Origin of the sequence: Phyllobacterium endophyticum (assembly GCF_003010935.1) — a bacterium.
GTDB classification, from domain to species: domain Bacteria; phylum Pseudomonadota; class Alphaproteobacteria; order Rhizobiales; family Rhizobiaceae; genus Phyllobacterium; species Phyllobacterium endophyticum.
In genome coordinates this window covers 827,670-841,550 of sequence record NZ_PGGN01000001.1, presented here as the reverse complement: position 1 = coordinate 841,550, position 13,881 = coordinate 827,670, and the positions used below count along the sequence as shown (strand labels likewise).

13 protein-coding genes are annotated in these 13,881 nt (G+C 57.1%); 5 read left to right on the top strand and 8 right to left on the bottom strand.

What is annotated here, in order from left to right:
- Position 1: 1 nt before the first annotated feature.
- The 5 genes from rimI to CU100_RS03950 form a co-directional block, all read right to left on the bottom strand.
- Entirely contained in the window at positions 2-505 is a 504-nt protein-coding gene (gene rimI, locus CU100_RS03970; protein ID WP_106715223.1) for a ribosomal protein S18-alanine N-acetyltransferase, read from the bottom strand.
- On the bottom strand, positions 502-1,185 hold the full coding sequence (tsaB, locus tag CU100_RS03965; protein WP_106715222.1) for a tRNA (adenosine(37)-N6)-threonylcarbamoyltransferase complex dimerization subunit type 1 TsaB: 684 nt from the start codon (positions 1,183-1,185) through the stop codon (positions 502-504). Before tsaB ends, rimI begins: the two co-directional genes overlap by 4 nt.
- Positions 1,186-1,317: 132 nt before the next feature.
- Positions 1,318-1,830 carry a DUF3859 domain-containing protein gene (locus CU100_RS03960; RefSeq protein WP_106715221.1) on the bottom strand — a complete coding sequence of 171 codons (513 nt, stop codon included), beginning with the start codon at positions 1,828-1,830 and terminating at the stop codon, positions 1,318-1,320.
- Between the two features lie 5 nt (positions 1,831-1,835).
- Positions 1,836-4,013 (bottom strand): malate synthase G, encoded by a 2,178-nt coding sequence (locus tag CU100_RS03955; protein WP_106715982.1) that lies wholly within the window; start codon positions 4,011-4,013, stop codon positions 1,836-1,838.
- A gap of 104 nt (positions 4,014-4,117) precedes the next feature.
- On the bottom strand, positions 4,118-6,133 hold the full coding sequence (locus CU100_RS03950; protein WP_106715981.1) for a hydantoinase/oxoprolinase N-terminal domain-containing protein: 2,016 nt from the start codon (positions 6,131-6,133) through the stop codon (positions 4,118-4,120).
- Positions 6,134-6,292: 159 nt separating this feature from the next.
- Between CU100_RS03950 and CU100_RS03945 the strand changes: the two genes are divergently transcribed.
- Positions 6,293-7,255, top strand: a complete 963-nt coding sequence (locus CU100_RS03945) for a cation diffusion facilitator family transporter (RefSeq protein ID WP_106715220.1) — start codon at positions 6,293-6,295, stop codon at positions 7,253-7,255.
- A gap of 28 nt (positions 7,256-7,283) precedes the next feature.
- Here CU100_RS03945 and CU100_RS03940 read toward each other — a convergent pair whose 3' ends face one another.
- Positions 7,284-8,522, bottom strand: a complete 1,239-nt coding sequence (locus CU100_RS03940; RefSeq protein ID WP_106715219.1) for a DNA recombination protein RmuC — start codon at positions 8,520-8,522, stop codon at positions 7,284-7,286.
- 113 nt (positions 8,523-8,635) lie between these two features.
- On the opposite strand from CU100_RS03940, the gene def reads away from it, so the two are divergent.
- From def to truA, 3 genes are read left to right on the top strand one after another with little or no spacing between them, the layout of a single operon-like run.
- Positions 8,636-9,166 (top strand): peptide deformylase, encoded by a 531-nt coding sequence (gene def / locus CU100_RS03935; protein ID WP_106715980.1) that lies wholly within the window; start codon positions 8,636-8,638, stop codon positions 9,164-9,166.
- Between the two features lie 10 nt (positions 9,167-9,176).
- Positions 9,177-10,106 (top strand): methionyl-tRNA formyltransferase, encoded by a 930-nt coding sequence (gene fmt / locus CU100_RS03930; protein WP_106715979.1) that lies wholly within the window; start codon positions 9,177-9,179, stop codon positions 10,104-10,106.
- Positions 10,107-10,120: 14 nt separating this feature from the next.
- The gene (gene truA, locus CU100_RS03925) at positions 10,121-10,906 is read left to right on the top strand and encodes a tRNA pseudouridine(38-40) synthase TruA (protein ID WP_106715218.1); all 786 of its coding nucleotides are present in this window, start codon (positions 10,121-10,123) and stop codon (positions 10,904-10,906) included.
- Here the strand turns inward: truA and CU100_RS03920 are convergent.
- Together CU100_RS03920 and dapE are read right to left on the bottom strand one after the other, a co-directional pair.
- Positions 10,858-11,469 carry a hypothetical protein gene (locus CU100_RS03920; RefSeq protein WP_106715978.1) on the bottom strand — a complete coding sequence of 204 codons (612 nt, stop codon included), beginning with the start codon at positions 11,467-11,469 and terminating at the stop codon, positions 10,858-10,860. The genes truA and CU100_RS03920 overlap by 49 nt on opposite strands.
- 11 nt (positions 11,470-11,480) lie before the next feature.
- Positions 11,481-12,668, bottom strand: a complete 1,188-nt coding sequence (gene dapE, locus CU100_RS03915) for a succinyl-diaminopimelate desuccinylase (protein ID WP_106715217.1) — start codon at positions 12,666-12,668, stop codon at positions 11,481-11,483.
- A gap of 102 nt (positions 12,669-12,770) precedes the next feature.
- Here dapE and CU100_RS03910 point away from each other — a divergent pair, with 102 nt between their 5' ends.
- The gene (locus tag CU100_RS03910) at positions 12,771-13,796 is read left to right on the top strand and encodes a 2-dehydropantoate 2-reductase (protein WP_106715216.1); all 1,026 of its coding nucleotides are present in this window, start codon (positions 12,771-12,773) and stop codon (positions 13,794-13,796) included.
- Positions 13,797-13,881: the final 85 nt, after the last annotated feature.

Sequence of the window (13,881 nt, the reverse complement as noted above, 5' to 3'; positions counted from 1 at the left end):
ATCAGCGACTCTTGTCCAGATCGCGGCGCATCGTCAACGCAGCGGAACGCCCGTCAGCAGTTCTGTAATAATCGGGCCGTTTTCCAACCTTCTTGAAGCCCATCCTGCGATAAAGGGCAAGTGCCGCGGCATTCTGTTCGTCAACCTCAAGAAACAGCATACTCGCCCGGGCATTGTGCAGATGACGAAGTGTTGCATCCATAAGTGCGTGGCCGATCCCCCTGCACTGTGATTGGGGCGCGACCGCCAAGGTGAGCAGTTCAGCCTCGTCAAGGACGAGACGTGCAAGAGCAAAACCACCAGGCGGTGCTTTGGGATTGCCCTCTTCGCGGGCGATGAAGCCAAAAACCTTGTCATTCACGATCAGCGCATGAAACTCGTCGTCGCTCCACGGTTGGCGAAATGTCTGCGCGTGAATTCTCGCCAGATACGGTGCGTCATCTCGTGAAAGAGGCTGGATGACAAAAGGTTGCGATCGCCGATTTTCGAAAGGAAAGCCAATCATTCCTCGGCTTTCCTTTTTAGAACGAATCCCTGCTGCGGCTTGACATCAAGCCCGCGCAGATAAAGTGGCCGTGGCGCCTCACCGACAAGCACTGCACCCAGCCGCGCAAACGCCTCTATGCTGGCCGTCGCGGCCGTCGTGGCGATATCCAGCGGCTGGCACAGCTTTTCGTTGATCAACGCCGCGCCCGATCCCGACAAGACATATTCGCCGGCTATGTCCTCCAGTCGTGGCAGGAGCGCCTGGAGTGATGTCACCATGGGATCCGATGCTGCGGAGCCATCCTTACCGAAGAATTGCGCATAGAGTTCATCGCGCCGCGCATCGATGATGGACAGCACCTGTCTGCCTGGAAACGATTTTTGTGCATCGTAAGCCAATGCCTGAAGTGTACTGATGCCAACCGCTTCGCATCCCAGTGCAAGTGCAAAGCCCCGCGCAGTCGATACGCCAACACGGACTCCGGTAAAAGAACCGGGGCCGATGCTAACGGCGATCTTGCCTATGTCAGTAATGGAAAGCATCGCATCAGAAAGTACCTGCTCGATCGCTGCCATCAGGCGCTCCGCATGTCCTTTACCTATGTCCTGGCTCGACTCCGACAGCACGGACGCGGTTTCTACATCGAGAACGGCGACGGAACAAAAATTTGCAGCAGTATCTAACGCGAGCAGTTTCATGCGCTTCGCCTAAACAAGAATCTCGCCGCTAACAAGTAGGTTCGGCATCTAACGCCCCGCTTCTGGCTGGACCGGCAACCTGTAGAACTGCCGAATCGCACCATCGTGGCGGTCGCCAACACCAGGACCAGGCTATGATATCGGGCAGCTTCCGGCAGTTACATCGAATTGTTTCGAAGCCAGTTCTCTGCCCGACGGGTCGCGGAGCAAGATTGTCCATGAACCGGAAACAAGCTCGAAATCTCTCTCGAATACCCAACCCGCGTAGCGCCGCAGGGAAGTGGCATTGTCTTGCCAACTGCTTTTTCCCATCGATCGTCCATCCGGCGTTCTGATCATCGGGTGGAGAACCACGACGACAATGGGGAGGACGATGTCTTCGCTGTTCGGCACTCGATAAAGAACGCCGAAACTCGTGCCGATGCAGGCTCGAATGGTCGTGCTTCGAGTGACGTCGACGGGACCTTCGACCAGCCGGTTCAGTCCCGTTGGCGTGTCGGGCGAAACTTCCGTTCCGACCTCTTTGGCTCTGGTCAGCCCCCAGTCGACGATTTCCACGGTTGGTGTCTGTCGTTCCGCCGCCAGTCCAGCGCTCCACACCATCACAATGGCGAGAAAAGCAGGATATCTGGCGAACCGACCCATTCTTTCTATGCCGTAGCCCGTTTAGCCTTAAGCTCGAGCCGCCGGCGATGTAAAACCGGTTCAGTATAGCCGTTTGGCTGTTCACGGCCTTTAAAAACCAGGTCGCAGGCAGCCTGGAACGCAACCGAGCCATCGAAATCGGCGGCCATGGGACGATAGAGCGGATCCCCGGCGTTCTGCTCGTCGACGATGGCAGCCATTCGCTTTAGCGTTTCGAGCACCTGTGTCTCGCTCGCTATACCGTGGTGCAGCCAATTGGCGATGTGCTGAGCGGAAATGCGCAGCGTCGCGCGATCCTCCATAAGCCCGACATTGTTGATGTCCGGCACCTTGGAGCAGCCGACGCCCTGATCGATCCACCGAACGACATAGCCAAGAATGCCCTGCGCGTTGTTATCGAGTTCGCGCTGAACATCTTCAGCGGTCCAGTTAGGCCGGGAAACAACCGGCACCGATAAGATGTCGCCGAGTTTGGCGCGTTCGCGGTTCTTCAGTTCCGCCTGAATCTTCGCCACATCCACCCTATGATAATGCGTGGCATGCAACGTTGCCGCAGTTGGAGATGGTACCCATGCGGTGTTTGCACCGGCCTTCGGATGCGCGATCTTTTGCTCGAGCATCGCTGCCATCAGGTCCGGTATTGCCCACATGCCCTTGCCGATTTGCGCGTGGCCGGCAAGCCCGCACTCGAGTCCGATATCGACGTTCCAGTTCTCATAGGCACTTATCCAGGCGGCCTGTTTCATGTCGCCCTTGCGGATCATCGGACCTGCTTCCATGGAAGTGTGGATTTCATCACCCGTGCGGTCGAGAAAACCAGTGTTGATGAACACCACGCGATCCTTCGCGGCGCGTATCGATTCCTTTAAATTGACAGTGGTGCGGCGTTCCTCATCCATGATTCCCATCTTCATGGTGTTCGGCTCCATGCCCAGCAGGGTCTCGACGCGTCCGAAGAGTTCGCACGCGAACGCCACCTCTTCCGGGCCATGCATCTTTGGCTTGACCACATACATCGACCCGGCGCGGGAATTCATATGACGCCCGTTCGGTCCTATGTCGTGGAGAGCGGCCAATGCAGTGATCGCCGCATCCATGATCCCTTCAGGAACCTCGTTGCCCTCGCTGTCGAGAATGGCAGGATTGGTCATGAGATGACCGACATTGCGAACCAGCATGAGCGAGCGTCCAGGTATGGTCAGCGGCTTGCCGTCCCTTCCGGTGTACTCCCGGTCTGCGTTGAGTTTGCGCGTAACGGTTCTGCCACTCTTCTGAAAAGTATCCGTCAGGTCGCCATTCATCAGGCCGAGCCAATTGCGGTAGACGATAATTTTGTCTTCCGCATCGACGGCAGCAACCGAATCCTCGCAGTCCTGAATGGTGGTAAGAGCTGATTCAAGCAGCACATCGGCAATATGCGCCGGGTCTGTCTTGCCAATCGGATGGTCAGCATTGATGACAAGCTCGACGTGCAGCCCGTTTTTTACAAGAAGAATTGCAGTTGGCGCTGTAGCTTCACCACGGTAACCGGCGAACTGTTCTTTATCCTTCAAGGCCGTGAGCCCGCTATCAGCTCTTAGCGTGAGGTGGTGATTTTCGACACTTACGCCGGAAACTTCGGCCCACGACACGCCATCCAGTGGCGCACTGTCGTCGAGAAAAGCCTTTGCCCAGTTGATGACCTTGGCGCCGCGAACCGGATTGAACGTCTTGCCTCTTTCCGCACCACCTTCATCCGAAATCGCGTCTGTTCCATACAGCGCATCATAGAGTGAACCCCAGCGCGCGTTGGCAGCGTTCAGCGCATAGCGGGCATTCATGACTGGAACGACCAACTGTGGACCGGCAATGACGGCAATCTCAGCGTCAACATTATTGGTCGTTACCGAAAAAGCCTCCCCTTCGGGCAAGAGGTAGCCGATCTCCCTCAGAAACGCTTCATATTCCTCGTTGCTGTAACCCGTGTCACGCTTCTCCCGGTAGAACGAGTCCAGCTGAAGCTGCAATTCATCACGCTTTTGAAGGAGAGTGCGGTTCTTCGGGGCGAGTTCCCCGACAATCTGCGCAAAGCCAGACCAGAATTGTGCCAAATCGACACCGGCGCCGGGGATGGCTTCGTTGGCCACGAAGTCGTTGAGTTCCTTCGCCACCTTCAGGCCATTGACTTCGATGCGCTCAATCATGGTTCGTTCCTCAATCTTCATAAAACTATTCTTGAACACGCCAGGGCACGGTCAGTCAATTCGTCAATAGCAGCAGATTTCAAGCCGTACCCCGAACGAATGCTTCAGTGCGCGATGCGTGGTCGTCCCGAGGCTGTCGCTACAATCACCGCCTCGATAAACTTGCGTTGATCTTCGACTGTGGCGGCGCTGATGTTGCGCTCGATGCTGATTTGCGCTTCGTCCGTTCCAGCTTCCAGCGCGAGTTGACCGACTTGATGCTTTACCGTTGTTTCAGCAAAAGCAATGGATTCTTCCTCAATCTGGAAGTCCATGACTACCTCGCCCGCCATAACGCGAAAGAGACCCTCCATGGGCTGACTTATGTGGGCTTCAACTGAAACGCTCACTTGCCCAACGACGGCTCCCAAGGCATTTGCCACGTCAGTGTCGGCAGGAACAATGCACTTTGTACCCAGCATGTTTCCGACAGCCGGATAGTAGACCGGTGCCGATGCGCCCAACCCGATCAAAGGCCGGTCGATGTCGAGCCTAGCCCCGGCAATTCCTCTTTCGCCTGAAAGTGCCTGCTGGATTAGCGGGCTCGCGACAATATCCGGCCCGTCAAGCCCGTCCTCGGCGAAGATCGTTTCCAGCACCACTTCAGAAGAACGGCGGATGAGAGCTTGATAGGTGCGGTGAGAAACCTCTTCCGGCGTATCGCATAGCGGGCGACCCGCGCCATCCTTCCGCCGGGCGTAGAGAACAGCACCATACCGCGCTGCTTCGGCATTCCAATTCTTCTGGAGGCCAATGACGTGACAAGCGTCCGATGGGGTAAACCCGGAGAGATGGACCAGTCCCCGGGCGACAAGCCGGTTGACTATTGTCGCCTGTGACATTGACGTCAGAAGCCGGTCAAGCGGCTGAGGTTCCACCGTTATTCGTCCATAGAGTTCAGTTTCATTTTTGCTTAGACCGGTTGCCATCTGCGCCGGGACCCCGGTAAGTAGCGCGAAGCGCCCGTCCAGCCGTCCGGCAGTGGCCGACTTCGCCTGACGCATAAGATGGTCGATGACCAATGAGCCATGTTTGGCCGCGAGTAGAGACAAGGGCACGAGCCGTCGTGGGCCGAGCTTTATGCCCGGAACCATGGCGTTATCGTCGAGAGATACTTCCGAATCTCCGCCAAGGCCGAAAGTGTGCATGGCAACTGCATCGACCATCGTACGGAAGCCGCCAACGGTGGCGCCGTTTGGATCAATCCGGGGCCGCCCCTTGTCGAGTACCGCGACATCGGTGGTCGTACCGCCAATATCGGAGATGATAGCCTCATCAAGTCCTGTCATGTACCGAGCGCCGACAAGGCTGGACGCGGGGCCGGAAAGAATAGTCTCGATCGGCCGATGACGGGCAAAGGCCGCAGAGACGAGAGCGCCATCACCCCGCACGACCATGAGCGGCGCACGGATGCCGCTGCGGTCGAGAAACCCTTCCGTTGCCGCCACCAGCCGGTCGATCATCGCGATGAGGCGGGCGTTGAGTACAGTCGTCAATGCGCGGCGAGGACCGTTCAGTTTCGCAGAGAGTTCGTGGCTGCAGGTGACAGGCAGCCCAGTTTCTCGGCGTACGATATCGCGGGCTGCTATTTCATGTTCAGGGTTGCGGACGGCGAAATACGCGCAGATGGCAAATCCGGTCACCTCTCCAATCAACTCTGGGAGGATCTCGCTCAAGGCACTCGTGTCGAACGGCTGCGGCCGGCCATAGACGTCATGACCACCTGGAATGAATATGACCGGATCCGACCCAAGAGCAGAGCCAAGATCGGCCTTCTCCAGATCGGCTTTCTCAAAGCCAATCATGACGAGTGCTATGCGCCCGCCCTGTCCTTCGACAAGAGCATTTGTGGCAAGCGTGCTTGACATGGAAACAAGCCTGATGTGGGAAGGAACGACAGAGGCCTCAGCCAGAATTCCTTCGACGGCGCCGGCAATCCCTACACTTAGATCATGCCGCGTCGTCAATGCTTTGGCCTTGGCGATGACTCCGCGCTGCTCTGACCAGAGCACCGCGTCCGTATAGGTACCTCCAGTATCGATACCGAGGAAAACTGCGAGTTCTTTTGTGGGTTCAGCCATGATGCCCTGCATAATTCTACGCAGCGTTAACGCATGAATGATTGCAGGGCTAGCACCATTCCGACCATTTGCTGCCGCAGCATGGCAAGATGCGCGGTCGCGATGGAACCCGGAACCAATCGAATCCTCTGACGTTTTCGCAAAGTCAGGGGAGCCACAATGGCATCACAAGCACCAACGGCGCACGCTGGATCGAAAAAAGTGATCTACGCCGCGATCATCGGCAATCTGCTTATCGCAGCCACGAAGTTCATCGCAGCCTTCTTCACTGGCAGTTCCGCGATGCTATCGGAAGGCGTGCATTCACTGGTGGATACCGGCAATGGAGGATTGTTGCTCTATGGCCTACGTCGTGCCTCCAGGCCAGCGGACATAACTCATCCGCTCGGGCATGGACGTGAACTCTATTTCTGGAGCTTCGTCGTCGCGTTGCTGGTATTTGCGGTCGGCGCCGGGGTCTCGTTCTACGAGGGGCTTATCCATATCATGGAGCCGGAGGCCGTCGCCAATCCACTTGTGAATTATGTAGTGCTCGGCTTCGCGATGCTTTTTGAAGGTGCATCCTGGAGCGTTGCGCTCAAGGAGTTCCGCGCGGTGAAGGGTAAGCTGGGCTACGTCCGCGCCGTCCGGCAAAGCAAGGACCCGAGCGTCTTCACCGTTCTGTTCGAAGATACAGCTGCCCTGCTCGGTCTTGTCATCGCATTTATCGGTATCTCGGCGGCCCAGATCTTCGACATGCCGCAACTCGACGGTGTCGCGTCCATCGGGATTTCCCTTGTCCTCGCAACGACGGCGATCTTCCTCGCCCGCGAAACCAAGGGGCTTCTGATCGGTGAATCCGCATTACCCGAAATGGAGCAGCAGATCCTCGACATAGCCAATAGCGATCCGGACGTGCAGAGGGCGAATGGTGTGCTGACCATGCATATGGGACCAAAGCAGATCTTTGCCGGACTGAGCGTCGAGTTCGAAGATCGTGTTCAAGCGAACGAAATAGAAGCGTGCGTAGAACGTCTTGAGGCAATGCTGAAAAAGGCCAACCCCGATATCGTGACGCTGTTCGTCAAGCCTCAGACAGCGGGTACCTGGGAAGTGCGGCGAAGAAAAATCGAAGCCGCCTAGACTTCCTGCGTAGACACTGCCGCAAGCTTTAATCCTCGCCGTCTACCACGCGCAGGCGCAATTGACCCGTCGCCGAGGCCGCCGAGCGCATTGAATCAGGGTCTTTGACGACTTCACCGCCAGGTGCTTCGGCAAATTCGAGGGCCTCTATCTTTTGCCCGCGCTTGGTCACCTTGCTGGAAGAGACGAGAATATCTTCGATATCCTTGTTAGCCTGACCGAAATGCGTCTGCAGGCGGCGTACACGGTCGTCCAGACGCGTGACGTCTTCCATCAGCCTGATGACCTCGCCCTGGATGAGATGCGCCTGTTCGCGCATTCGAACGTCCTTCAGCACTGCTTGTATGACCTGGATCGAAAGCATAAGCAGCGACGGCGAGACAATCACGATACGCGAGCGATGCGCCTTTTGCACAACGGGTTCGAAATTCTCGTGAATCTCCGCGAAAATCGATTCGGACGGCACAAAGAGAAATGCTGTATCCTGAGTCTCGCCATTGATCAGATATTTTTCAGCCACATCGCGAATATGAATCTCGACGTCCCTGCGGAACTGGGCGGCCGCAATCTTCTTGGTGTCGGGCGTTTCGGACTCGCGAATGGAATTCCAGGCCTCCAGCGGAAACTTGGCGTCAATAACAAGATTAGGCGCGCCGTTCGGCATACGCACCACACAGTCCGGCCTGCTGCCATTGGAGAGAGTCGCCTGAAACTCATATGCTCCCTGCGGCAGGCCATCGGCGATGATTGCTTCCATCCGCGCTTGCCCAAAGGCTCCGCGCGTCTGCTTGTTTGCAAGGATTGCCTGCAATTGCACGACCTGCCCGGCGAGAGCCTGGATGTTGTTCTGGGCAGTATCGATAACCGCCAGCCGTTCCTGCAGTTTTGTCAGATTTTCGTGTGTCGACTGTGTCTGCTCCGTCATGGTCTGGCCAATTCGACTCGTCATCCCGTCGAGCCGGTCACGGATCGATTGGTTGAGTTCAGCCTGCCGTGAGCCGAACAACTCGGCCATGGTCTGCATCCTGCCCTGCATCTCTGACTGGCTTTTGAGAATTTCGCCCAACCGCGCTTCCGCATCCCGTGCCCGGTCTTCTGCCTGGATCTCGGCAACGATGCGCATTCGGGTCGCGCGAGTCACCGCAGTGACAGCAAAGAGGCCTGCAAGCGCGGCTGCGATGATTGCTGCAAGCAGTGCAACGCCAAGTGATACAGAACTCGATCCGAGTTGAAAGAGAGTTTGGTCGAGAGAGATCGTCGTTTCCATAAATGTCAGACTAGCCGATTCGGATGGCAAATGTGAGATCAAAACAAGAACATTTTTACAAACGACTTTTACGCCGGATTGACGGTTGAAAGCCGAGATATTAGGTGATGCTCATGTCCATAAAACCACTTGTCATTCTTCCCGATCCACTGCTGCGCCAGATATCAAAGCCGGTCGAGCGTTTCGACGCCGATATACGCAAGTTTTCGGCCGATATGCTCGATACCATGTATGACGCGCCCGGCATCGGCCTCGCGGCCATCCAAGTAGGCGAGCCGCTGCGCATGCTTGTTATCGACCTTGCCAAGGAAGACGAGCCAAGAGCACCGCAGGTCTTCATCAATCCGCACATATTATCGTCGAGCGCCGAGCGTAATGTGTATGAGGAAGGCTGCCTTTCCATCCCCGACTATTACGCGGAGGTCGAGCGGCCGGCACAGGTGCGCGTGTCCTATACCGACATTGAGGGAAAGCAGCATGAGGTCCAGGCGGACGGGCTTCTGGCCACCTGCCTGCAGCACGAAATCGACCATTTGAATGGTGTTCTGTTTATCGACCACATTTCCCGGTTGAAGCGGGAAATGGTGGTCAAGAAGTTCAAAAAGCTGGCGAAAGACCGTCCGCAGAGCCGATTGGCGGTGTGAGCCAATGAGTTTGCGGATCGTCTTCATGGGAACTCCGGAATTTTCGGTACCCATTCTCAACGCTCTGATCGGCCAGGGTCACGAAATAGTCGCGGTGTACAGTCAGCCACCGCGCCCGGCTGGACGACGGGGGCTGGAACTGACGCCCTCTGCGGTACAGCGGAATGCCGAGCAATTCGGGATCGAAGTCCGCACCCCAACCAGTTTGAAATCCGAGGAAGAACAACAGGCGTTTCGCGATCTTCACGCCGATGTCGCGGTGGTCGTGGCTTACGGGCTGATCCTGCCCGCCGCAATTCTAGAGGGGACGCGGCTCGGGTGCTACAATGGACACGCTTCGCTGCTGCCGCGATGGCGGGGAGCCGCGCCTATTCAGCGCGCTATCATGGCCGGAGACGATGAGACCGGTATCATGGTCATGAAAATGGATGAGGGGCTCGATACGGGCCCCGTGGCCATGGCCGAGAAGGTGAAGATCACGGCCGAAATGACGGCGGGCGAGTTGCATGACCAGCTCAGCTTGGCTGGGGCTGACCTGATGGTGCGCGCCATGGCAGCATTGGAGCGCGACAGTCTTACACTTACCCCTCAGCCAGATGACGGCGTCACCTACGCTTCCAAGATTACCAAGGCGGAAACGCGCATCGACTGGAGCCAACCCGCCATCGACGTGCATAATCGTATTCGCGGGCTCGCTCCATATCCCGGCGCGTGGTGCGAGATGGAAATCGGCAATGAGCTCGAGCGGGTGAAGCTCTTGCGCTCGATCCTGGCAACGGGCATTGGCGATCCGGGTACAGTACTTGGCGACGATCTGCGCATCGCTTGCGGCGAAGGTGCAGTTCGCCTGCGCTCACTCCAGCGGGCAGGCGGCAAGATCATGGACGGGCTGGAATTCCAGCGCGGCGCCAAGATCCTCCAAGGGATGCAGCTGCGATGATCGGCAAATTCTAAGTGCCCCGTTATAAACTCACAGTAGAGTATGACGGCACGCCCTATGCCGGCTGGCAGCGCCAGGAAAATGCCCACACGGTCCAAGCCGCCATCGAGCAGGCAATCTTCAGATTCTGCGGCGAGCACGTTGCGCTTGGAGCCGCCGGGCGCACCGACGCTGGCGTGCACGCGATGGCGCAGATCGCGCATGTGGACTTGACCAAGAACTGGAGCAGTTCAAAGGTGCGTGAAGCGCTCAATGCGCATCTGATCGTTGCCGGGGAGACAGTTGGCATTATCAACGTGGAACTGGTCCAGGATAGTTTTGATGCGCGGTTTTCGGCGACCGGCCGCCATTATCTCTACCGTATCGTCAACCGGAGACCGCCCGCTCCGCTCGAAGCATATCGCGCCTGGTGGGTGAAGAAACCTCTTCATGCCGAAGCGATGCACGAAGCTGCGCAACGGCTCATCGGGACCCATGATTTCACTACGTTCCGCGCAACGCAGTGCCAGTCGAAAAGCCCTGTGAAAACGCTGGACTATCTGAGTGTATCACGCAACGGCGAGATCATCGAGATCAGGGCTTCAGCGCGTTCCTTCCTGCACAATCAAATCCGCTCGTTCGTCGGTACGCTCAATGAGGTCGGTTGCGGCCGGTGGGATGCGGACGATGTCACCGCAGCCCTTGAGGCGCGTGACCGAAAGGCATGCGGACCCGTCGCGCCGCCTTACGGTCTCTACCTCGTCTGTGTCGATTATCCGATCACCACGGGATCGGGCAGAGAAATTCCCAGAACATTCTGAAGCAGTATCATCAAGAACAGTGAGCCGAGCACCATCGCCACGAAGAAGGTGGCCGAATAGGCATGGGACTTCTTCAGCGCCACATGGGTCAACCGGTAGGTCAGATACATGATGCCGCCGTAGAGTACGAGACCAAAACCGGTTGCCAGAGCCGGCCATCCTGGCAGCAACAGGCGGGCCAGAGTTGCCGGCACCATGAGCCAGGCGCCGATTGCCGTTCCCCAATTGCTCGCGACGACATACGGACTAAAGCGCTTGTTCAGCCCGAGCCGACGGGCAAGCAGCGCGAAGATGACCAGGGGAATCACCCAGGCCGATAAATCGACGAACGCAACGCGTCCCATGATCGAAAAGCGATTTCCCGCTTCCGGCTGCAACGTGATCATGTCATTGGCAAAGATGATCCAGCCGAGAATGAGCGGCGGCAGCGAGATTGTGATGGCGTGGAATGATTGCCAGAACCCGTCTTCGGAGAAATCCAGCTGGTCGAGACCGTCGGCATGACCGTTCATCATCCGCCAGGCGCCCCATAGATAGCGCTGAATATCGTCCAAGTCCGGCATTTCGCTTGTTGTCATGCAAAGAAATCCGCGATGAACCGTTCGTAAATTTGCGTCAGGGTTTCAAGATCGGCAATCGCCACGCGCTCGTCAACCATATGCATGGTTTTGCCGACGAGTCCAAATTCAACAACCGGGCAATAATCCTTGATAAAGCGGGCGTCCGACGTGCCACCTGACGTGGACAATTGCGGTCGTTCTCCGGTTACGCTTTCTATCGATGACGTCAGGGTTTCGATCAGCTTGTTGTCGTGCGTCAGAAAGACGTGACTCGGCCGGTCGCGCCAGATCAACTCGTAGTTCACAGGCGCCCTTTTGCCGGGGCGAAGCTTGCGACGGCCCGCTGCTTTATCGAGACGGTTGTGAATCTCGGCCATCAGTGTCTCATCGCTCCAGGTATCATTATAGCGAATGTTGAACGTCGCCGTCGCCTTGCCCGGAATAACATTCAGAGCAGGGTTGCCCACGTCGATCGTAGTGACTTCTAGATTACTTGCCTGGAAGTCTTTTGTTCCATTGTCGAGAGCAGGATATAGCAAGCTCTCGAGGAGCATCAGCATACCGGGCAACGGACTGTCGGCCAGATGCGGATAGGCAACGTGACCCTGTATGCCGTGAACGACGATCGTGCCGGACAATGATCCGCGGCGCCCGATCTTGATCATGTCGCCGAGCTTGCCGGGATTTGTAGGCTCCCCAACGATCGCAGCGTCCCAACTTTCACCTTTCGCCTTGGCCCATTCCAGGAGCTTACGGCTGCCATTGATCGAAGGACCTTCCTCGTCCCCGGTGATCAGGAAGGAGATCGAGCCCTTCAGGTCGCGGTTCTTGTCGATATAGCGTCCTACTGCGGCTGCAAAACAGGCGATCCCGCCTTTCATGTCGACAGCGCCCCGCCCATACATCTCGCCATTGTGGATTGCAGCTGAAAATGGCGGATAGCTCCAGGCGGTTTCGTCGCCTACGGGGACGACATCCGTATGGCCAGCAAACATGAGATGCAGACCGTTGCCCGAACGCCTGGCGTACAGGTTCTCGACATCTGGGGTGCCTTCCTCACTGAAGACCGGCCTTTCCACGGAAAAGCCCAATGGTGACAACATGGCCTCAAGGGCTGACAGGGCCCCGCCCTCCGCAGGCGTTACCGAGGGACAGGCAATGAGTTTGGCGAGATTTTGAACGGGATCGGTTGAGGATTTCATGGTCAAATCGATAATGGAAAAGCATGTTCCTGTCACGCGCTGGATAGAGGCTCCGGCATCTGATCTAATGAGATTGAAACTTAGGTGCAGAGACAGCGAACCATGATGGAAAATGACAGCCGCATCGCCGTAGCCGGTGCAGGATCGATCGGCTGCTACGTAGGCGGGCGCCTCGCAGCGGCAGGAAGGACGGTGCGCTTTCTGGTTCGGCCCCAAGCCGAAGCTACCCTTCGTCTAGGGGGCCTCAAGCTCATTGATATCGATGGTCGCGAAAGCCTGCTGGACCCCGCAGACCTGAAACTGACCGTAGACCCTGCTATTGCCTTTGCAGGTGTCGATATCATTCTCGTGACCGTGAAAAGTGGTGCGACAGAGGCGATGGCCAAACTGATCGCCAGACACGCGCCTCCTGGCGCAATCGTGATCAGCCTTCAGAATGGCGTCGATAACGCCGAGGTCCTGCGCCGGAACCTTCCCGCGCAAAAGACAATCATCTCGGGAATGGTGCCTTTCAACGTCATTCAGTCAGAACCGGATCAAGCGCCCCTGACCGTACGGCGCACGACGGCAGGAACCATTTTCATCGGCGATAAATCCAGGGATCTCGCCGATTTTCTTTCAGTGCCAAGGCTTGCCGTCGCGGCAAAGCCGGACATCCAGGCAATTCTCTGGGGCAAATTGCTGATGAATCTCAACAACGCGCCCAATGCTCTATCCAATCTACCGCTTGTAGAACAATTGGCAGATAGAGATTGGCGGCTTCTTCTGGCAAACCAGATCAGCGAAGGACTGAAAGTCATGCGCGCGCACGGAATCGCCGTGGCAAAGGTGCAAGGTGCACCGCCAGCGGTCCTTCCGTGGATTCTGCGCCTGCCGAATTTCCTGTTTCGAATCGTCGCGGGGAAGATGCTGGCCATCAATCCCCACGCGCGTTCCTCCATGTGGGAAGACCTGTCGCGCGGGCGCCCCACAGAGATAGACTATCTGCAAGGCGCGATTATCCGACTTGCCGATCAGAAGCGCATCGAAGCTACAACCACGCGCAAGGTGCTGGCCTGCGTCAAACGGGCAGAGGGACAGCCGCTCAGGAGCCACTCGGTGCAGCAAATCCGGGCGGTGAATATGTAGAAACATCCGTTATTCAGCACGTCTGATCAGTTGAAAGCTCGACTCTCTGGTCGCATCATCATTATCCTTTCACGATAATTGGGGG